The sequence below is a fragment of the Nocardia sp. NPDC050697 genome (assembly GCF_040654395.1).
Classification (GTDB): Bacteria; Actinomycetota; Actinomycetes; order Mycobacteriales; family Mycobacteriaceae; genus Nocardia.
Genome location: NZ_JBFAHY010000006.1, coordinates 289,977 through 310,799, shown reverse-complemented (window position 1 = coordinate 310,799; position 20,823 = coordinate 289,977). Strand labels below are relative to the sequence as shown.

General features: G+C 74.6%; 15 protein-coding genes. 9 read left to right on the top strand and 6 right to left on the bottom strand.

Translation table 11 applies throughout. The features are described 5' to 3' along the window. The first annotated feature begins 48 nt into the window (after positions 1-48). The 4 genes from AB0H71_RS22415 (at position 49) to AB0H71_RS22400 (ending at position 3,666) form a co-directional block, all read left to right on the top strand. A complete protein-coding gene (locus AB0H71_RS22415; RefSeq protein ID WP_357024085.1) occupies positions 49-1,533 on the top strand; it encodes an MFS transporter in 1,485 nt (494 codons plus the stop codon). A 77-nt stretch (positions 1,534-1,610) separates the two neighbouring features. Continuing rightward, complete coding sequence (locus AB0H71_RS22410) at positions 1,611-2,240, top strand: urease accessory UreF family protein (protein WP_357024082.1); 630 nt, start codon at positions 1,611-1,613, stop codon at positions 2,238-2,240. Positions 2,241-2,252: 12 nt separating this feature from the next. Next, on the top strand, positions 2,253-2,960 hold the full coding sequence (gene ureG, locus AB0H71_RS22405; RefSeq protein WP_357024080.1) for an urease accessory protein UreG: 708 nt from the start codon (positions 2,253-2,255) through the stop codon (positions 2,958-2,960). A gap of 1 nt (position 2,961) precedes the next feature. Next, entirely contained in the window at positions 2,962-3,666 is a 705-nt protein-coding gene (locus tag AB0H71_RS22400) for an urease accessory protein UreD (protein WP_357024077.1), read from the top strand. Positions 3,667-3,756: 90 nt separating this feature from the next. Here AB0H71_RS22400 and AB0H71_RS22395 read toward each other — a convergent pair whose 3' ends face one another. From AB0H71_RS22395 to AB0H71_RS22380, 4 genes are all read right to left on the bottom strand, one after another. Further along, positions 3,757-4,539 carry a hypothetical protein gene (locus AB0H71_RS22395; RefSeq protein WP_357024074.1) on the bottom strand — a complete coding sequence of 261 codons (783 nt, stop codon included), beginning with the start codon at positions 4,537-4,539 and terminating at the stop codon, positions 3,757-3,759. 142 nt (positions 4,540-4,681) lie between these two features. Then, the gene (locus AB0H71_RS22390) at positions 4,682-6,214 is read right to left on the bottom strand and encodes an NAD(P)/FAD-dependent oxidoreductase (RefSeq protein WP_357024071.1); all 1,533 of its coding nucleotides are present in this window, start codon (positions 6,212-6,214) and stop codon (positions 4,682-4,684) included. A 167-nt stretch (positions 6,215-6,381) separates the two neighbouring features. After that, positions 6,382-7,233 carry a tat pathway signal sequence gene (locus AB0H71_RS22385; RefSeq protein ID WP_357024068.1) on the bottom strand — a complete coding sequence of 284 codons (852 nt, stop codon included), beginning with the start codon at positions 7,231-7,233 and terminating at the stop codon, positions 6,382-6,384. Positions 7,234-7,366: 133 nt separating this feature from the next. Next, the gene (locus AB0H71_RS22380) at positions 7,367-7,561 is read right to left on the bottom strand and encodes a hypothetical protein (protein ID WP_357024066.1); all 195 of its coding nucleotides are present in this window, start codon (positions 7,559-7,561) and stop codon (positions 7,367-7,369) included. Positions 7,562-7,820: 259 nt separating this feature from the next. Between AB0H71_RS22380 and recC the strand changes: the two genes are divergently transcribed. The 3 genes from recC to AB0H71_RS22365 all read left to right on the top strand — a co-directional run bounded on the left by recC (position 7,821) and on the right by AB0H71_RS22365 (position 16,689). Then, positions 7,821-11,303 carry an exodeoxyribonuclease V subunit gamma gene (gene recC, locus AB0H71_RS22375; protein WP_357024063.1) on the top strand — a complete coding sequence of 1,161 codons (3,483 nt, stop codon included), beginning with the start codon at positions 7,821-7,823 and terminating at the stop codon, positions 11,301-11,303. A 134-nt stretch (positions 11,304-11,437) separates the two neighbouring features. Next, complete coding sequence (locus tag AB0H71_RS22370) at positions 11,438-14,698, top strand: UvrD-helicase domain-containing protein (RefSeq protein WP_357024529.1); 3,261 nt, start codon at positions 11,438-11,440, stop codon at positions 14,696-14,698. After that, positions 14,695-16,689 (top strand): AAA family ATPase, encoded by a 1,995-nt coding sequence (locus tag AB0H71_RS22365; protein ID WP_357024060.1) that lies wholly within the window; start codon positions 14,695-14,697, stop codon positions 16,687-16,689. Before AB0H71_RS22370 ends, AB0H71_RS22365 begins: the two co-directional genes overlap by 4 nt. On the opposite strand, the gene AB0H71_RS22360 is transcribed toward AB0H71_RS22365, so the two are convergent. After that, positions 16,686-17,378, bottom strand: coding sequence for a TetR/AcrR family transcriptional regulator (locus AB0H71_RS22360; RefSeq protein WP_357024057.1), 693 nt, complete (start codon positions 17,376-17,378; stop codon positions 16,686-16,688). The two genes, AB0H71_RS22365 and AB0H71_RS22360, sit on opposite strands and share 4 nt — an antisense overlap. Before the next feature lie 137 nt (positions 17,379-17,515). On the opposite strand from AB0H71_RS22360, the gene AB0H71_RS22355 reads away from it, so the two are divergent. Beyond that, the gene (locus AB0H71_RS22355) at positions 17,516-19,066 is read left to right on the top strand and encodes a succinic semialdehyde dehydrogenase (RefSeq protein ID WP_357024054.1); all 1,551 of its coding nucleotides are present in this window, start codon (positions 17,516-17,518) and stop codon (positions 19,064-19,066) included. A gap of 11 nt (positions 19,067-19,077) precedes the next feature. Continuing rightward, positions 19,078-19,911, top strand: coding sequence for an SDR family NAD(P)-dependent oxidoreductase (locus AB0H71_RS22350; protein ID WP_357024051.1), 834 nt, complete (start codon positions 19,078-19,080; stop codon positions 19,909-19,911). On the opposite strand, the gene AB0H71_RS22345 is transcribed toward AB0H71_RS22350, so the two are convergent. Beyond that, positions 19,889-20,659 carry a putative protein N(5)-glutamine methyltransferase gene (locus AB0H71_RS22345; RefSeq protein WP_357024048.1) on the bottom strand — a complete coding sequence of 257 codons (771 nt, stop codon included), beginning with the start codon at positions 20,657-20,659 and terminating at the stop codon, positions 19,889-19,891. The genes AB0H71_RS22350 and AB0H71_RS22345 overlap by 23 nt on opposite strands. Between the last annotated feature and the right edge of the window lie 164 nt (positions 20,660-20,823).

The following is a 20,823-nucleotide window of genomic DNA, read 5'->3' as shown; positions in this document are numbered from 1 at the left end:
TACGCGCCGTTACATCGGCAGACGACGAGCACGAGGAGGCGACCAGCGATGACGTCCGTGGACGATGCGGTGACGGCGACGACGGCCGGGCCGCGCCGCGCCTGGCTCGGCATGGCGGTGCTGCTGCTGCCGGTGCTGCTGGTCTCGATGGACATCTCGGTCCTCTTCCTCGCCATGCCCACGCTCTCCGCCGATCTCGCGCCCTCCGCCGCCCAGCAGCTGTGGATCCTGGACATCTACGGCTTCCTGCTCGCCGGGCTCCTCATCACCATGGGCAACCTGGGCGACCGCATCGGCAGGCGGAACATCCTGCTCGCCGGCGCGGCGGTGTTCGGCATCGGCTCGGTGCTGGCGGCCTTCGCCACCGGCCCGGAGATGCTCATCGCGGCCCGCGCGCTCATGGGCGTCGGCGGCGCCACCCTGCTGCCCTCCAGCCTGGCGCTCATCTCCGCGCTCTTCCCCGACGCCCGGCGCCGCGGCGTCGCCATCGGCGTCTGGACCGCGTTCTTCGCGGGCGGCTCCGCGGTGGGCCCGGTGGTCGGCGGCTTCCTGCTGCACCACTTCTGGTGGGGCTCGGTCTTCCTGGTCAACACCCCCGTGCTGCTGGTCCTGCTGGTAGCGGGCCCGTTCCTGCTGCCGGAGCACCGCGCCGCCGAACGCGGGCCCTTGGATCTGCGCAGCGTCGCGCTCTCCATCGGCGGCATCCTGCCGGTCGTGTACGGCGTGAAGCACGCCGCCGCCGAGGGCGTCGACGCTCAGGCCCTGATCGCTGTGCTGATCGGCGTGGTCCTGCTCGTGCGGTTCGTCCGCAGGCAGCGCCTCCTCGACGACCCCCTGCTCGACCTGTCGCTCTTCGCCAACAGGACCTTCTCGCTGGCCATCGGCGCCAGCCTCACCGGCATGATGTCGCTGGCCGCGCTCAGCTACCTCTCCAGCATCTACCTGCAATCCATCACCGGCCGCGACCCGCTCGCCGCCGCCTGGCTCGGTATCCCCATGGCGGTCGCCGTCTTCGTCTTCTCCATCGGCGGCTCCGGAATAGGTCGCGCCCTCGGCGCCCGGGTGGCCTTCGTGGTGGCGCTGCTCGCCTCCGCGGTGGGCAACCTGATGCTGCTCGGCGTCGGGGTGGACGGCGGCGTCTGGTGGTACGTGGCGGGCTCCGCCCTCGCCGGCGTCGGCTACGGCATCGCCTTCACCCTGGTCTCCGACGTGTCGGTCTCCTCGGTCTCGCCCGAGCGCGCGGGTTCGGCCGCGGCCACCTCCGAAACCAGCTTCGAACTGGGCAATGCCCTGGGGCTGGCTTTGCTCGGCTCCCTCGCCACCGCCGTCTTCCGCTCGTCCAGCGGGACGTCCGGCACGCTCGGTGACGAGTTGCGGGAGGCGGGGTCAGATGCGGGCCGGGTAGCCGTGGTCCAGGATTCCTTCGTCACCGGCATGCACACCGCCACCACCGTCGGCGCTCTTCTTCTCGTGGTGATGGCGATAGCCACTTGGTTCTTCGGCCCGCGCAAGCGAGCCGTCACCCCGGGATAGAAAGTGCGCGGGCCCGAGCCGTGGTGGTGAAGCGCACGAAACGGGCGGGACGGGCGCCGCGCCCCTAGGATCAGCGAATGCTCTCGACCCTGCTCGCGCTCGCCGACTCCCGGCTGCCGATCGGCGGGCATGTGCACTCCGGCGGGGTCGAAGAGGCCGTCGCCTCCGGCCTGCTTCGCGACGCGAGCACGGTCGAGCAGTACCTGGCCCGGCGTATCCGCACGACCGGCCTGGTCACATCGTCACTGGCGGCAGCGGTGTGCGCCGGAACCCTCACCCCGGCGGCCGCCGAGAGGGAGGCCGATGCCAGGACTCCGTCACCTGCGGCCAGGGACGCCTCCCGAGCGCAGGGCCGCGGCCTGCTCCGGCTGGCGAGCAAACTGCGCCCCGGCCCGGTGTGGGCGGAGCTGACCCCGCGCCCGCACCTGTCGACCGTCTTCGGCCTGGTCGGCCGCGAGTACGGCGCCACTCCGCGCGAGATCGCGGATGTCGTCGTCTACACGACGCTGACCGGTGCGGCGACCGCCGCGCAGCGCCTGCTCGCGCTCGACCCCGCCGCCGTCGCGGCCACCACCTTCCGCCTCGCGAAACTCTGCGACGCGACGGCGGAAGCAGCCGCCGCAGAACCGGCTTCCCTCTCCGACCCCCTGCAGGACGTGCTCGCGGAACGCCATCCGCGCCGCGAAATGCCCCTGTTCGCCAGCTGAAAGGACCACCGCATGCCCCCGCACCTCCTCGACGGTGAACCGCACGACCACGCCCACGACCGGCCGAAGCGGGAGCGCGTCCCGGGCGAGGCGCTGCGGGTGGGGATCGGCGGGCCGGTGGGGTCGGGGAAGACGGCGCTGGTGGCGGCGCTGTGCAGGCAGCTCAGGGACGAGCTGTCGCTGGCGGTGCTGACCAACGACATCTACACCACCGAGGACGCCGACTTCCTGCGTCGGCACGCGGTGCTGCCGGACGAGCGGATCACCGCGGTGCAGACCGGCGGCTGCCCGCACACCGCCATCCGCGACGACATCACCGCGAACCTGGACGCCATCGATGACCTGGTGGCCGCGAACCCGCCGCTGGATCTGATCCTGGTGGAGTCCGGTGGCGACAACCTGACCGCCACCTTCTCCTCGGGGCTGATCGACGTGCAGATCTTCGTGGTCGACGTGGCGGGCGGGGACAAGGTGCCGCGCAAGGGCGGGCCGGGCGTCACCTTCTCGGACCTGCTGGTGGTGAACAAGACCGACCTGGCCCCGCTGGTCGGCGCCGATCTGGGCGTGATGGAGCGGGACGCCGCCAAGGTACGGGAGGGGCGGCCGACGGCGCTGATCTCGCTCACCGCGGACCCGGCGGCGACGCCGGTGCTGGCCTGGGTGCGCGAACAGCTGCGCGCGGTGGCCGAGCGGGACGCCGCCGGGTCGGCGGCGCGCTGAGGTGCGCACCGTCCTGCGCGTGCTCGCGGCGCCGGGAAGGTCGCCGCGGTTCGAGGCGGTGGGCGGGATCGCGGCGCGGCAGACCGGGCCGGACACGGTGCACCTCATCGGCACCGCCGCCACGCCGCTCGGCGGCGACCACCTGGAGTTGAGCATCGAGGTGCTGCCGGGCGCGCGGTTGCTGCTGCGCTCGGTCGCGGCCATGATCGCGCTGCCCGCGCGCGGGACGCCGGACTCCACCGCGTGCTGGCGGCTCACGGTCGGCGCCGGAGCCGAGCTGGACCTGGATACCGAGCCGACCATCGTCGCGGGCGGCGCGCGGCACCGCACGCGCACCGAGCTGCGGCTGGCGCCGGACGCGTCGGTCCGGGTCAGGGAGCGGGTGCGGATCGGCAGGGCCGGTGAGGAGCACGGCCACTGGACCGGCGAGCTGATCGCGGATATCGACGGCGCGGAATCCATTCCGCTGCTGCGGCATCGGCTGGAACTGGGCTCGGGCAGCGGCACCGACGACGCGCTGAGCGCGCCGCGCACGCTGGACAGCGTCCTCCGCTACCCCGACGATCGCCCCGCAGAGACCGTCGGCCTGACCGCCGCCCGCCTCCCGCTCGCCGCGGGCGGCAGCCTCTGCACCGAGGTCGGGGATGTCCGGCCGAGCCGGACGGAGATATCGCGCCGCGGCACCGCGACCGTGGCCGGAGCCTGAGCGGCGGCTCCAGCGGTGCGGCGGCGACCGGCCCGAACCGGTCTCCGCCGCCGCGCGGTGCACCGAGACCCCCGGCGCACCGCACACGTACTACGCCGGAGCGGGCTCCCCGTACCCCGGGGTCCCGTACCCGATCCCCGCACCCACGGCGGCACCGATGGCCCCACCGAGCGCGGCGGCGGGCACCGCGATCACGGCACCGCCGATCGCCCCGCCGAGAATGGGCCCGATGAGCAGCCCGATCGGCAGGAACGGCACCCCGGCGAGCAGCCCGGCGCCCGCGCCGACGATCACCGACGCCGAGGTGATCGGCATCGACAGGTTGGTGGCGACGGTCGCCCCGATCGCGGCCGAGCTGAGCGTCTGCGCCGCCATCTTGTCCGACCGGCTCCGCTCCATCCCGACCGAGTCGTAGAACGTCGCGAGCTGCGCCTCCGCCTGCGCGGCGCCGTCGTTGATCGCGAAGATCTGGTCCGGCGCGAGGAAGCCGGGCGCGTCGACGATGATGTCGCCGATCCGGAGCTTCCCCTCCGGCGGCGCGATCGGCGCCACCGGCTCGACCGGGATCGGCCCGTGCAGCGCCCCGGCGGGTGCCAGGTAGCCCTGGTCCGGCAGCGCCCGGTAGAGCGGCGCGTCCACCGGCGCCGCGAAGGGCACGGCGACCGGCGCGGCCCCGCCGGTCAGCTCGCGCAGGGGAGCGGGGAGCTCCGGCAGCGCGATCTGCGCGGGCTGCCCGGCGAAGAGCGCGGCCAGCGGATCGGCCGCGGTGCGCTGCTCGGGCTGGGTCACCGGGTCGGGCGTGCCGGGGTCGGCGTTCGCGGTTCCGGCGCCGACGAGCGCCACGACCAGCGGTAACGCGCCCAGCGCGACCATCGATCCGATCTTCTGCCGCTGTGCGTTGGGCGCCCGGTGCTTCCCCGGTTGTGCCCCCACGATGGCCATACGTCACCTTTCATCCGGCTGGAACGACAAGTCCCGACGTTCCTATTCGGATCCGGACGCGGCGTCGGATGGGTCACACCGCGGGGTGGCTGCTCTCCTGCTTTCCGGGGCGTTCGCCACCGGCGGGCTCGTTCGCGGAGCCGTCCCGCACGTCCTCGGTGGTGGTCGACTCGGCGAGCGCCGCGTCCAGCGGGACCTGGCTGCCGACGTGGCCCTGGCGCTCGCCGGGCGGGGCGCCGAGCGCGGCGGCGAGCTCGTCCGCGTCCTCCTCGTCGGCGTTCACCGCCTCCAGCGCGAGCCGCGCCATCACCCACTGCTCGGTCGCGGCCATCTGCCCGCGGCTGCGGCCGGAGAAGGTGACGAACCACTGGATCACGGTGACGATCCGGCTCCGGTACCCGATCAGGTAGTAGAGGTGCAGCGCCAGCCAGGCCAGCCAGGCGATGAAGCCGCCGAACTCCAGCTTGCCGACCTGGCACACCGCGCTGAACCGCGAGACGGTCGCCATGCTGCCCTTGTTGAAGTACTTGAAGGGCTTGCGCTCGGTGGGCTGCTGCCCGTTCAGCCCGGCCTTGATCTGCTTGGCGGCGTAGGTCGCGCCCTGGATCGCGCCCTGCGCCTGCCCCGGCACGCCCGGCACCGACATGAGGTCGCCGACCACGAAGACGTTCGGGTGGCCCTTGATGGTGAGGTCCGGCTCGACCACGACCCGCCCGGCCCGGTCGGTCTCGGTGCCGTCGGAGCGCTCGGCCAGCATCTTCCCGAGCGGGCTGGCCTGCACCCCCGCCGACCAGACCTTGCAGGAGGACTCGATCCGGCGGACCGTGCCGTCCTTGTCCTTCACCGTGACGCCGTTCGCGTCGATATCGGTGACCATGGCGTTGAGCTGCACCTCGACGCCCATGTTCTCCAGCCGGCGGCGGGCCTTGTTGCCCAGCTTCTCGCCCATCGGGCCGAGCACCGCGCCCGCGCCCTCCAGCAGGATGACCCTGGCGTCGCGCGGGTCGATGTTCTTGAAGGTGCCCTCGAGCGTGCGGTCGGCCAGCTCGGCGATCTGCCCGGCCAGCTCGACGCCGGTCGGGCCGGCGCCGACCACCACGAAGGTGAGCAGCCGGTCGCGCATCTCCTGCGAGGTGGCCAGCTCCGCGCTTTCGAAGGCGCCGAGGATGCGGCCGCGCAGCTCGAGCGCGTCGTCGATGGTCTTCATGCCGGGCGCGTAGGTGGCGAACCTATCGTTGCCGAAGTAGGACTGTTGCGCGCCCGTGGCGACGATCAGGCTGTCGAACGAGGTCCGGGTGGTCTGGTTGAGCAGCCGCGAGCTGACGGTGTTGCGCTCCAGGTCGATATCGGTGACATCGCCGAGCAGCACCTGCACGTTCTTCTGCTTGCGCAGCACCAGCCGGGTGGCGGGGGCGATCTCGCCGACCGAGAGGATGCCGGTCGCCACCTGGTAGAGCAGCGGCTGGAAGAGGTGGGTCGAGGTCTTGGAGATCAGGGTGACGTCGACGTCGGCGCGCTTGAGGTGCTTGGCGCCGAACAGGCCGCCGAACCCGGATCCGATCACGACCACCCGGTGACGAGGGGTCTCCACGGGCTGAGTGCTCATCGTCGTGCTCCTCGACAGACGGGGGCGTACCCCAGTGTTGCGGACACGCCTACCGTAGTCGGCCGGTGCCGGGGCCGTCACGGCGAGCGGCGGCGTGCCCGCGGAACGCGCGTGCCGCGGCACCGATCGGTGCCGCGGCACGGGAAGTGCGCCGGGAGGGGCCGGGCTCAGCGTCCGGCGAAGAGGATCTTCGCGACCTCGGTGTCGGTGGCGGCGCCGTCGGTGTAGCCGCCCTCCTCGCCCATGGCGGTCATGATCGCCAGGGTGTAGCGCTCGCCCGGCCCCGCGAAGCCGACCGAGTTCACGACCCAGCCGCCCTGCTCGGCGGACCAGCCGTTCTTCAGCCCGGGGCGCATCTTGTCGCCCGCGCCCCAGACGCCCCAGTGCTGGTTGCTGTCGACCGAGCGCATGCGGTCGAACAGGTAGGCCCGGTCGTCCGGGTGCATCTGGGTGAAGATGTTGTCCATCAGCCGGTCCAGGTCGGCGGCGGTGCACTTCTGGAACGACCAGTCCGGGAAGAGCGCGGTCTCGGTGGGCTGCGGCACCAGGGTGCTCATGCCGTTGGCCCGGAAGGCGTTGTTGAACGCCATCCGGTCGAGCCCGGCGTACTTGGTCCACAGCACGTCGGCGGCGTGGTCGTTGGAGGTGGCGAGCATGGACTCCAGCAGCCCGCGATCCTCCGGCGGCAGCTGGATGGCGCCGACCCTGGCGCGGTTCAGCAGGTCGGCCGCGATGGCCAGCTTGATGGTGGAGGCGGTCCAGACCGACGCCTCGGCGTTCTCGTTGGCGTAGACGCCGCCGGTCACCCGATCCCGCACCACGTACCCGGTGGTGCCGGGGCGCCCGGCCAGGTAGGCGTTCGCCTTGGCGATCCGGCTGCTCAGGTCGGAGTCGAAACCGGCGAGGTTGGCCTGTTCCAGCATCGGAACGGCCGGCGCGGCATGCGCGGTGGAGAGGGAAACCGTACCGCTGGAGACGATGATCGCCGCGGCGGCGAGGGCACAGGCGGATGCGGCCACGCGGGGAACAGACCGGGTGGCGGCCAACTGATGACGCACGGTTGCCCACGATGGCACATCGTCGGCGCGAATGCACGTCCCCTCCCGGCTACCGGCCGGTACCGGGGTCGTAACCCGTTGCGGCCCAGCGCTTCTACCGGAACGCGGCGCGCAGTTCCTCGACGGTTCTGCCGTTCAGCCGGTAGCAGTGCTCGAAAGCCTCGCCGTGCCGATCCCGCGGCCAGGCGTGCAGCACCACGCCGCGCCCGAAATGCCGTGAGTTCACCAACTCCCACCGCTCGCCGACGCGGCGGACGGTGAAGCCGCCTTTCGGAAGCAGGGGAACCACCAGCGCAACCATGAGCGCGAGACCAGCCTTTCGAGATACAAGCCCTGTGCATCCCCCCGGACGGTGCCGCTCCTCCCTCGACGCAGCACTGTGGCACAGGGGGCTACCCCGGCCGCGCGACACCTCACCCGACGCGCCGCGACTGTGGTGCAGATCACGTGGCGCGGACGGCTCCGGGTGATCGCAGCGGGTCGCCGGGGCCATGGGCAACCACCGGGCGTATAACCGTTGCGGAACGCACGATCGTCGAAGGGGTGGCATGCCGCTGCACATCCATCGTGCCGAGCGCGCCGACACCCTGGCGGAGGCGCTGGCGCGGCAGCTGGCCACCCCGCCCGCAGACCCCTTCGCCGCCGAGGTGGTGGCGGTGCCCGCCAAGGGAATCGAGCGCTGGCTGACGCAGCGGCTGGCCGGGGTGCTCGGCACCTCGGGGCCGGGCGCCGCGGACGGGATCGCCGCCGCGGTGCGCTTTCCCTCGCCCGCCGCGCTGGTCGCGGAGTGCCTGGCCGCGGCGAGCGGGGTGGCGGCGGCGGACGATCCGTGGGAGCGGGACCGGGTGGTCTGGGCGCTGCTGCGGGTGCTCGACGGGGTGGTCGGCGAACCCTGGGCGGCCGTGCTGACCAGGCATCTCGGCGCGGAGGAGCGGGCGGGGCGGCGGTACGCCACCGCGGTCCGGCTGGCGGCGCTCTTCGAGAGCTACGCGGCGCAGCGGCCGGAGCTGATCCTGGCCTGGGCCGCGGGCGCGGACACCGACGGCGCCGGGCGCCCGCTCCCCGCCGACCTGGGCTGGCAGCCCGCGCTCTGGCGCGAGCTGCGCGCCGCCATCGGGGTGCCGGGCCCCGCCGAGCGGCTGGCCGACGCCTGCGCCCGGTTGCGCGCCGACCCGGCGAGCACCGCACTGCCGCAACGCCTCTCGCTCTTCGGCCCGACCCGACTCCCCGCCGACCAGCGCGCCGTCCTCTCCGCCCTCGGCGCCCACCGCGACCTGCACCTCTGGCTCACGCACCCGAGCCCCGCGCTCTGGGACCGCCTCGCCACCCACCCGCCCGCCCTGCTCCGCGGCGCCGACACCAGCGTCCGTCTCGTCCGCAACCCCCTGCTCGCCGGCCTCGGCCGCGACATCCGCGAACTCCAGCAGCGCCTCGCGGGCTGCGACGCGGAGGTGATCGACACCTACCACCCGCTCATCGGCACCGCGCCGGACCTCGGCCGAGCACCGGCCACCGAAGCGCCTTCAGCCGCAGCCGACGACCCGGCTGCGAGCCCTCCTGCCGGAGCGTCTTCGACCGGCGGCAGCGGTCCGGCTGCGCGCCGACTCCCCGCCACCGGCGCGCCCCGCACCGGCGACCCGGCCGGGAACTCCGCGGCTCCCTCCCCGCGCACCCTGCTCGCAACCCTCCAGCGGGCCGTCCGCGACGACACCTGGCCCCCGGCCCCGGACCCGTCCCTCGCGGACGACGGCACCGTCCGCATCCACCTCTGCCACGGCCGCCCCCGCCAGGTCGAGGTCCTCCGCGACGCCCTGCTCCAGCTCTTCGCCGCCGACTCCACCCTGGAACCGCGGGACGTCCTGGTCCTGTGCCCGGATGTGGAGACCTTCGCCCCGCTGGTCCGCGCCGCCTTCGGGTCGCGCGGCAGTGCCGACGCCCCGGACGAGCACGCGCACCCCGGCCACCGGCTCCGGGTCCGGCTCGCCGACCGCGGCCGCGCCGTCACCAACCCGCTGCTCACCGTGGTCGCCACCCTGCTGGAGCTGGCCGACGGCCGGGTCACGGTGACCCAGGTGCTCGACCTGGCCGCGGCCGAGACCGTCCGCCGCCGCTGCGGTTTCGACGACGACGAGCTGGAGCGGCTGCGCGGCTGGGCCGCCGATTCCGGCGCCCGCTGGGGCATCGGGCAGCGCCAGCGCCAGGCCTACGGCCTCGCCGACTTCGCGCAGAACACGCTGAACAGCGCGGTGGACCGGATCCTGCTCGGCGTCACCGCCGCCGAGACCGACGGCGACTGGCTCGACCTCGCGCTCCCGCTGGACGACGTGGACAGCAACGACGTCGACCTGGCCGGCCGCTTCGCCGAGTTCGTCGACCGCCTCGCCGTCTGCCTGCGCGACCTGCGCGGCCCGCGCCCGGCCCCGGAGTGGAGCGCGGTGCTGATCCGCGCGCTCGACCTGCTCTGCGACGTCCCCGAGCACCTGGCCTGGCAGCGCACCGAGGCGCGCACCGAGCTCGCCGCCGCCACCGAGCACGCGGGCGCGGTCGCGCTGCGCCTCGCGGATGTGGTGACGGTGCTCGCCGGACGGCTCGGCACCGCGCCGACCAGGGCCAACTTCCGCACCGGCGAGCTCACCGTCTGCACCCTGGTGCCCATGCGCTCGGTGCCGCACCGGGTGGTGGTGCTGCTCGGCCTGGACGACGAGGTCTTCCCGCGCGCGGGCGGCGTCGACGGCGACGATGTGCTGGCCCGCGACCCGCAGGTGGGCGAGCGGGAGCCGCGCGGCGAGGACCGCCAGCTGCTGCTGGACGCGGTGCTCGCCGCCGGGGAGCGGCTGCTGGTCTGCTACACCGGCGCCGACCCGGTGACCGGCGCGCACCGCCCGCCCGCGGTCCCGGTCGCCGAGCTGCTCGACGCCCTGCGCGCGCACACCGGCACGGACCGGTTCGTCGTCCGGCACCCGCTGCAGAGCTTCGACCGCCGCAATTTCGCGCCGGAGCACCCCTTCGGCTTCGACCCCGTCGCGCTGGCCGGGGCGCGGGCGGCCGCCGAACCCCCGCGCCCGCGCCCCGCCTTCCTCGGCGAGCCGCTGCCCCGGCCGGAGCCGGGCGACGTGGAGCTCGCCGACCTGATCGCCTTCGTCGAGCACCCGGTGCGCGCCTTCCTCGGCCAGCGGCTCGGGCTCCGCGTCCCGGACCACGAGGAGGAGATCGACGACCGGCTCCCGGTCGAGCTGGACGGCCTCGCCAAGTGGGATCTCGGCGAGCGGCTGCTCGCCGCCCGGCTCACCGGCACCGACCCGGAGACCCTGCGCGCCGCCGAGTGGCGCCGCGGCGGGCTGCCGCCCTTCGCCTTCGGCGCCGCCGTGCTGGACGAGGTCGAGCGCACCGTCGAGACCCTGGTCCGCACCGCGCAGCCGCACTACGAGATCCCCGCCCGCGCGGTCGATATCGCGCTCGACCTCGGCAACGGCCGCAGGCTCACCGGCACCGTGCCCGAGGTGCACGGCGACCGGCTGGTGCGCACCACCTTCTCCCGGGTCGCGGCCAAGCACCGGATCGCGGCCTGGGTGGCGCTGCTCGCGCTCACCTGCACCGAGGACCGCTCCTGGCAGGCGCTCACCATCGGGCGCGGGAAGTTCCGCACCCCGGCCTGGCGCAGCGAACTCACCGCGCCGGAGCCGCCCGCCGCGCTCACCGCCCTGCGCACCCTGGTCGCCATGCGGGACGCCGGGCTCTGCGAGCCGCTGCCCATCGCCCCCACCGCCACCGCCGCCTACGCCGCCAGCCGCATGCTCGGAAACCGCAGGGAGGACGCGGAATACGCGGCCCTGCAGGAGTTCGGCGGCGACTACGGCGACAACAGGGACCGGCACCTGCGCTACGTCTGGGGCGAGGGGATCACCCTCGCGACGCTGCTCGCCGCCCCCGCACCGCAGGGCGGCGGCGCGGGCGAGCCGACCCGCTTCGGCGCGCTGGCCAGGCGGCTCTGGGAACCGCTGCTCCGCGCCGAACAGCAGGGCAGGCCGTGAGCCGGGCCGGAGCCGGAGCAGCCGGCGACACCGCGACCGCCCGGCAGGCAGGCGGCCCCCGCGCCACCGGGGCGCGCGGCGCGGACGCGCACCCGGCCGGGCCGCCACCCGCCGCCTTCGACCCCGCGGGCCCGCTGCCCACCGGTACCACGGTGCTGGAGGCCAGCGCGGGCACCGGCAAGACGCACGCCATCGTCGGCCTCGCCGTGCGCTACGTCGCCGAGGCCGGGATCGATATCGCCGACCTGCTGCTGGTCACCTTCAGCCGGGCCGCCACCCAGGAGCTGCGGGAACGCACCCGCGAGCGCTTCGTCGCGGTCGCCGCCGCGCTCGCCCAGCCGGAGCGCGCGGCGGCGCACGACGACGAGGTGGTGCGCGCGCTCGCCGCCACCGAGCCCGCCCTGCGCAGGCAGCGGCTGCTCGCCGCGCTGGCCGAGTTCGACGCGGGCACCATCGCCACCACGCACAGCTTCTGCCAGCGCATGCTGGACGAGCTCGGCCTGGCCGGGGACGACGACCCGGGCAGCAGGCTGGTGGAGAACGTGGACGACGTGGTGCTGACCGTCGCCGACGACCTCTACCTCGCCCGCTACGCCCGCACCGAGCCGCCGTTCCCGCTGAAGACCGCCCGCGCGCTCGCCCTGGCCGCCGTGCACGACCGGCACGCCACCCTCGCCCCCGACGAGGAGGGCGAGGCGGGCGAGCGGGTCGCCTTCGCCACCGCCGTGCGCGCCGAGACCGAGCGCCGCAAGCGGCTGCTCGGGCTGCGCGACTTCGACGACCTGCTCGTGGTGCTGCACGCCGTGCTCGCCGACCCGGTGCACGGCCCGGCCGCCAGGGCCAGGGTGCGCCAGCGCTTCCCGGTGGCGCTGGTCGACGAGTTCCAGGACACCGACCCGCTGCAGTGGGAGATCCTGCGGCTCGCCTTCCACGGCGCCGCCACGCTGGTGCTGGTCGGCGACCCCAAGCAGGCCATCTACGCCTTCCGCGGCGCCGAGGTGCTCAGCTACCTGGACGCCGTCGCGGTGGCCGACGCGCGGCACGAGCTCACGCACAACCGGCGCAGCGACGCCGGGCTGCTGCGCGCGCTGGCGCACCTGCACGGCGGCGCCGCGCTCGGCCATCCGGCGATCACCGTCGCCGGGGTGGAGCCGACCAGGGAGTGGAGGCTCACCGGGCCGGACGAGCGGATCGTGCCGCTGCGGCTGCGCTGCCTGCCGCGCACCGGCGCCGGGCCGCTCGGCTCGTCGGGCTTTCCGCAGATCGGGCGGGTACGCGAACGGGCCGCCGCCGACCTGGCCGACGACATCGTCGGGCTGCTGGAGTCCGGGGTCCGGCTGCGGGACCGGGCCGGCGCACTCCGTGACCTCGGCCCCGGCGATATCGCGGTGCTGGTGCGCACCCGCTCGCAGCTCGAGGTGGTGCGCGCCGCGCTGGACCGGGCCGGGGTGGCCGCGGTGCTGGCCGGCGGCACCAGCGTCTTCGACACCCCGTCGGCCACGCACTGGCTCTGGGTGCTGCGCGCGCTGGAGCAGCCGCACCGCTCGGACCGGGTGCGGCTGGCCGCCTGCACCCCGCTGCTCGGGGTGGACGCCGCCGAACTCGACCGCGGCGGCGCCGAGCTCACCGGCCGGATGAGCACGCTGCTGCGCGAGGCGGCGCGGCTCTTCGGCCGGGCCGGGTTCGCCGCGGTCTTCGAACGGCTCGCCGCCGCGACCGAGCTGGCGCCCCGGCTGCTCGCGCTGCGCAACGGCGAGCGCGAGCTCACCGACCTGCGGCACCTGGCCCAGCTGCTGGACCAGGTCGCGCTCACCGACGGCCTCGGGCTCACCGCGCTCACCCGCTGGCTCGGCGACCGGGTGCGCGACCCGGCCTCCGGCAGCGTCGCCGACCGCAGCCGCAGGCTGGACCGCGACTCCGCCGCCGTGCAGATCGCCACCGTGCACGCCAGCAAGGGGCTGGAGTTCCCCATCGTCTACCTGCCCTTCGCCTGGGACAGCGCGCGCAACCCGAAGCCCGCCACCCAGCTCTACCACGAGGGCCGGACCCGGGTGCTCGACGTCGGCGGCCCCGACATCCCCGGCGCCGCGGAGACCAGGCGCAGGGCCGAGGCCGAGGAGTCGGGGGAGGAGCTGCGGCTGCTCTACGTCGCGCTGACCCGCGCCATGTGCCAGGTCGTCGCCTGGTGGGCGCCGGCGTGGGGCACCGAGAGCGCCCCGCTGCACCGGATGACGCTCGGCCGCCCCGAGCGCGGCCCCGAGGTGCCCGCCCGCGCCCCCGTCCCGGCCGACGCCGCCGCGCTGGCCGCGCTCACGGCGTGGGCCGCGCCCGCCGACGGCGCCATCGCGGTCTCCGCCCCGGACGGCACCGCCCCCGCCGAGCCGCGCCGCATCCGGACCCGGCCGCACACCGGCGCGCTGGCCGCCGCGGCCTTCGACCGCGCGCTCGATCACCAGTGGCGCCGCACCTCGTACTCCGCGCTCACCGCGGGCGCGCACGAGGCCGCCGCCGCCGCGGCCGAGCCCGAGCCGGAGAACGACCGCGCCCGCCCGGACGAGCCGGTCGGCATCCCGGTGCTCGATCCGGAGCAGCCGCAGGTCCCGGCCGCCGCGCCCTCGCTGATGAACGCGCTGCCCTACGGCGCCGAGTTCGGCACCCTGGTACACGGCGTGCTCGAGCTGGTCGACACCGACGCCGCCGATCTCGCCGCCGAGGTGCGCGCCCGCTGCCTCGACGCCGTGCACGCCGCCGCCTCCGCCGCCGACCCCGAGGTGCTGGCGACGGCGCTGCTCGCGGTCCTGCACACCCCGCTCGGGCTGGGCCGCACGCTGGCCGAGATCCCCGCCTCGGATCGGCTGAGCGAGCTCGACTTCGAGCTGCCGCTGGCCGGTGGCGAGCGCCCGGCGGCGGCCGCCGCCTCGCTGCCCGCCATCGCCGCGCTGCTGGAGCGGCACCTCCCGGCCGGCGACGTGCTGGCCGGGTACCCGGCGCAGCTGTCGCACCTGGACGGCGGCGCGCTGCGCGGCTACCTGACCGGCAGCATCGACGCCGTGCTCCGGCTGCCGGGCCCGCGCTTCGTCGTCGTCGACTACAAGACCAACCGGCTCGGGCTCGGCGACCTCACCGTCGCGCACTACACCGGGGAGCGGATGGCCGCCGAGATGATCCGCTCGCACTACCCGCTGCAGGCGGTGCTCTACGCCGTCGCGCTGCACCGCTTCCTGCGCTGGCGGCTGCCCGGCTACGACCCGGAGCGGCACCTCGGCGGGGTCCGCTACCTGTTCGTGCGCGGCATGATCGGGCCCGAGACCCCGGGCGGCGCGGGCGTTTTCGACTGGGCGCCGCCCGCCGCGCTGGTCACCGAGCTCTCCGACCTGCTGGCGGGGGAGCGGTGACCTCCATCCAGATCGCGCAGCGCGGCACCGGGCTGCTCCGGCTCTTCAACGAGGCCGGGGTGCTCGCCTCGGCCGACGTGCACGTGGCCACCCGGCTGGCCCGGCTCGGCCGGGAGGACCGCGAGGAGGTGCTGCTCGCGGCGGCGCTCGCGGTGCGCGCGGTGCGCTCCGGCTCGGTCTGCCTGGAGCTGGACCGGATCGCGGAGATCGGCGTCGAGGCCGACGAGACCCGCGAGCCCGCCCCCGGGCTCGACCCCGCCCGGCTGCCGTGGCCGGACCCCGGCGCACTCGTCGCCGCGCTGCGCACCAGCCCGCTGGTCCGCGGCGGGAACGCCGGGCCGCTGCGCCCGCTCTCCCTGCTGGAGGGCGGCCCGGACGGTGGCCCGCTGCTCTACCTGGACCGCTACCACAAGCAGGAGCAGATCATCCGGTGCGTGCTCACCGAGCGCGCCGCCGGCCACCCCGCGGTCGACCCCGCGCTGGTGCGCCGGGAACTCGACCGCCTCTTCGGCGCCGAGACCGCGGGCACCACCGACCGGCAGCGGCTCGCCGCCGCGGTCGCCGCCACCCGCTGGACCACCGTGGTCGCGGGCGGGCCGGGCACCGGCAAGACGCACACCATCGCGCGCATCCTCGCGCTGCTGGTGGCGCAGCGCGCCGCGCAGCCCAAGCTGCCCGCGCTGCGGATCGCGCTGGCCGCGCCCACCGGCAAGGCCGCGGCCCGGCTGCAGGAGGCGGTGCGCGAGCAGGCCGCCGAGATCGGGCTGCCCGAGCTCACCGCCGCCACCCTGCACCGGCTGCTCGGCTGGCAGCGCGGGCGGGCCACCCGCTTCAAGCACCACGAGTTCAACCGGCTGCCCTACGACGTGATCGTGGTGGACGAGACCTCCATGGTCTCCTCCACCCTCATGAGCAGCCTGCTCGCCGCGCTGCGCCCGGACACCCGCCTGGTCCTGGTCGGCGACCCGGACCAGCTCGCCTCGGTCGACGCAGGTGCGGTCCTCGCCGACCTGGTCGCGGGGCCCATCCGCGGCGCCGGGAACCCGGTCCTCGCCGAGATCACCGGCACCGCGCCGCGCGCCGGGGAACCCGATGCGGGCGTGGCATCCGACGCCGAGCAACCGGTGGACGAGCCGCACCCCGCTCGACCGGCCCCGCACCCCACGCCGGGTGCACCCATCGCGGACGCGGCCGTTTCCTCCACCGAGGCGCTCACCCCGCGCGAACTCGACCGCCTGGACGGCGGCATCGTCCGCCTCACCAGGGGCCGCCGCTTCGGCGGCACCATCGCCGAACTCGCGGTCGCGGTGCGCGCCGGCGACGCCGACGAAGCCCTGCGCCTCCTCACCTCCGGCGCCGACGACGTCGAGCTCCGCGCCCCCGACGACATCGCCGCCGTCCGCGCCGACGTCGTCACCGCCGCCCGCGCCGTCACCGCCGCCGCCATCGACGGCGACGCCGAGCGGGCCCTCACCGCCCTGGAATCCCACCGCCTGCTCTGCGCGCACCGCCAGGGGCCGTTCGGCGTCGAACGCTGGGACCGCCTCGCCGCCGAGTGGGCCGCCGCGAGCGGCGCGGGCGCCGACCCGCAGCAGAACCTCTGGTACCCGGGCCAGCCCCTGCTGGTCACCGCCAACGATTACGAGGCCAGGATCTACAACGGCGACACCGGCGTCATCGTCCGCCTCCCGGACGGCACCCTGCGCGCCGCCCTGCACCGCGGCAGCACCCCGTACCTGGTGCACCCCACCCGCTTCTCCGCGGTCGTCTCGGTCTTCGCCATGACCATCCACCGCAGCCAGGGCAGCCAGTACGGCACCGTCTCGGTGGTGCTCCCCGAACCCGAATCCACCCTGCTCACCAGGGAACTCCTCTACACCGCCATCACCAGGGCGCGCGGCCGCGTCCGCGTCATCGGCACCGAGGCCGCCATCCGCGCCGGCATCGACCGCCGCGTGCTCCGCGCCAGCGGCCTCTCCCGGCCGGGTTAGTCGCGCAGCAGCCCCGGGACGGTCAGCGCGTACTCCACGTCCGAGCGGGTGCCGAGCGTGGTGAGCAGCACCCGGATCATGGTCAGCCGCGCCTCGTCCACCACCGCGGCCGCCGGCTCGGAGCCGGGCGCGCTGCCCGCCGAGATCCGGTAGACCACGTACTCGCAGAGGTGCAGCGCGGCATCCAGGTCCAGGGGGGTGGGCACCGGGCGCTCCAGCACGCGGAAGGTCTCCCGGATGATGCCGCGAATGTCCTCCAGCGCCTCCTCCCGGTAGGCCGAGACCGGCGAACCGGGGTCGTGCAGCTCGGCGAAGAGCGGCCGCAGCATGGCGCCGTGGCCGCGTGCCCAGGCCAGGTAGGCGTCGATCAGCCGGATGCCGAGCTCGACGCCGGGCAGCGGCCCGGCGGCGGTGCCGAGCGCGGTGCGGATGCCGCCGACCAGGTCGTGGTTGGAGACGGTGAGCAGCGCGTGCAGCGGCTCGGCGGCGTTCGCGAAATAGCGGTAGAAGGTCGGGCGCGCCAGCCCGGCCTGGTCGATGATCTGCGCGACACTGAGCCCGCGCGATCCGGTGCGGGTGAACACCGCGGCGGTGGCCGCCACGATCCGGGCGCGCACCTCGCCGGCCTGCTCCGGGGTCTGCGGCGGGCGGCCACGGCGGGCCGGGCGCTCGGTGTTGTGAGCGGTCACAGTTTCCGGCCATCGCCGCATGTGGCACGGGACGTGACGCTTGACACCGGGGGTCGCACGGCCATTACTCTAACATCAGTGTTCATTTTAATGAGCCCCCGTCGACCACCACCTCGAAACCCCCGGAAGAGCCGCCCATGACGACAGCCGCCCTCCCCGCCGACCTGGTCAAGCCGTTGCTGGAGCGGGCGACCGCGGGCGGCGCGCCGTCGGTGGAGGTGTTCGCCCCCGCCACCGGCGTGAAGATCGCCGACCTGCCGCAGTCCTCCACCGAGGACATCGAGCGCGCCTTCACCACCGCCCGCACCGCGCAGGCGGCGTGGGCCGCGCGGCCGGTGCGGGAGCGGGTGGCCGTGCTGCGCAAGCTGCACGACATCGTGCTCGCCGAGCAGGAGACCATCCTCGACATCGTGCAGACCGAGACCGGCAAGGCCCGCGCGCACGCCTTCGACGAGGTCGGCGATGTGGCGGTGAACGCCAGGTACTACGGGTCGGTCGCGAGCAAGCTGCTCTCCACCCGGCGCCCGCGCGGCGTGCTGCCGGTGCTCACCCGGGTCGACGTCCGGCAGCGGCCCAAGGGCGTCGTCGCGGTCATCTCGCCGTGGAACTACCCGCTCGCGCTCGCCGTCTCGGACGCGCTGCCCGCCCTGGTCGCGGGGAATGCCGTGGTCGCGCGGCCGGACAACCAGACCGCGCTCACCGCGCTCTGGGCCATCGACGCCGCCGAGCGCGCCGGGCTGCCGCGCGGGCTGTGGCAGGCCGTGCTCGGCCGCGGCCGGGACATCGGCGGCGAGGTGATCGCCCGCGCCGACTACGTCGACTACACCGGCTCCAGCGCCACCGGCCGCACCATCGCGCAGCAGGCCGGTGAGCGGCTGATCGGCTACTCGCTGGAGCTCGGCGGGAAGAACCCGCTGCTGGTGCTGGCCGACGCCGACATCGCGCGGGCCGCCAAGATCGCCATCCGCGCCTGCTTCGCCTCGGCGGGCCAGCTCTGCGAGTCCATGGAGCGGATCTACGTGCACGACAGCGTGTACGACCGCTTCGTGGCGGAGTTCACCGGGCACGTCGAGAACATCGAGCTCGGCGGCGCGCTCGATTACAGCGCGGGCATGGGCTCGCTCACCTTCCAGCGCCAGCTCGACACCGTCCAGCAGCACGTGGACGATGCCGTCGCCAAGGGCGCCACCGTCCTGGCGGGCGGCAGGCACCGCCCCGACCTGGGCCCGTACTTCTACGAGCCGACCGTGCTCGCCGACGTCACCGAGGAGATGACGGTCTACCGCGAGGAGACCTTCGGCCCGGTGGTCTCGGTCTACCGGGTGCCCTCCGACGACGCCGCCGTCGCCGCCGCCAACGACACCGCCTACGGCCTGAACGCCAGCGTGTGGACCAAGGACGCGGCCCGCGGCCGGGCCGTCGCGGCCCGGATCAACGCCGGTTCGGTGAACGTCAACGAGGGCTTCATCGCCGCCTGGGGCAGCTCGGACGCCCCCTCCGGCGGGCTCGGCATCTCCGGCACCGGCCGCAGGCACGGCCCCGAGGGGCTGCTCAAGTACCTCGACACCCAGACCATCGCGCAGCAACGGGTGCTGCCGATCGCCCCGCTGCCCGGCATGTCCGAGGAGCTGTGGGCCAAGACCATGACGCTCTACTTCGGCGTCATGAAGACCCTGCGACAGAAGTGAGGAACACAGCGATGAAGCTGGAATCGGTCGCCGGGCGCACGGTGCTGGTCACCGGCGCCGCCATGGGGCTCGGCAAGCTCTTCGCCACCACCGCGGTGCGCGAGCGCGCGGCCGCGGTGGTGCTCTGGGACATCAACGAGGCCGCGCTCAAAGAGACCGCGGCCGAGCTGACCGAGCTGGGCGGCACCGTGCACTACAACGTTGTCGACGTCTCCTCGCAGGAGGCGATCACCGAGGCCGCGGCCGCGGTGCGCGCCGAGGTCGGCGATATCGACATCCTGGTGAACAACGCCGGCATCGTGCGCGGCAACCAGTACTTCTGGGAGACCACGAACCGCGCCGACATCGAGAAGACCATGGCGATCAACTCGCTGGCGCCCATGTGGATCACGCTGGAGTTCCTGCCCGCCATGGTGGCGTCGAAGTCGCCCTCCCGGGTGCTGAACATCGCCTCCTCCGCCGGGCTGGTCTCGAACCCGCGGATGAGCGTCTACGCCGCCTCCAAGTGGGCCGCGATCGGCTGGTCCGACTCGGTGCGCATCGAGCTGGAGCAGGCCGGACACGAGCACGTGAAGATCACCACCGTGTGCCCCACCTACATCGACACCGGCATGTTCGACGGCGCCAAGGGCTTCTGGTTCACCCCGATCCTCAAGCAGGACGCGGTGGTCGAGACCTCCTGGACCCAGATGAAGGCCGGGACCCCGGTGCTGGTGCTGCCCTGGACCTCGCGGTTCAACAAGGCGCTCTCCGGGCTGCTGCCGATCCGGGCCCGCGACCTCTTCCTGAACACCGTCGGCGTGTACCGCTCGATGGACCACTTCACCGGGCGCAAGGAGAGCTGAGCGTCCCGATCACCACGGTGGTGCCGTGCTCGCCCGACCCGGCGAGCCGGCCCGCCAGACCGTTCTCCGCCAGCGCGCGCAACGCCGAATCGGCCTGCGCTGCGCTGGTTTCCAGGAGGACGTGACCGCCGGGGGCGAGCCACTCCGGTGCGCCCGCCGCCACCCGGCGGAGGATGTCGAGCCCGTCCGCGCCGCCGTCCAGGGCGCGGCGCGGTTCGTGGTCGCGGGCCTCCGGCGGGAGGGTGGCGACGGCGTCGCTCGGCACGTACGGCACGTTCGCCAGCAGGACGTCCACCGTCCCGCGCAGGGCGCCGGGCAGCGCGTCGAACAGGTCCCCTTCGTACACCCGGCCCGCGACGGCTTCCAGATTGCGCCGCGCGCAGGCGACCGCGGCGGGCTCGATATCGGCCGCCACCAGCGTGACATCCACCTCCCGCGCGCATGCCAGCCCGAGCACCCCCGTCCCGCAGCACAGGTCGACCAGCACCGGCGCGAGCCGATCACCCACCGCCCGGAGCAGCGGAATCGCCGCGTCCACCAGCTCCGCGGTCCGTGCCCGCGGCACGAAGACCCCCGGCGCCACCGCCACCCGCAGCCCCCGGAACTCGGCCCAGCCGAGAATCTGCTCCAGCGGCTCGCCCCGCTCCCGCCGCGCGACCAGCAGCTCCAGATCGCCGCCCGCCGCGACCAGCAGCCGCGCCTCCTCCTCCGCGAACACGCACCCCGCCGCCCGCAACCGAGCCACCACACCCTCGATAGGTGCGGCGCCGGGCGCCGAGCTTCCCGGCGCGGGTGCTGGCCCGTCCGCGGACGGGGAACTATTCGCGGCGGAGCGGGGGAGCGCGGGCACCGCGTCATCGTGCGCGCCCACGCCCACTCCGTCCACCCCTGGCGCTACCGGCGAGGACCGGA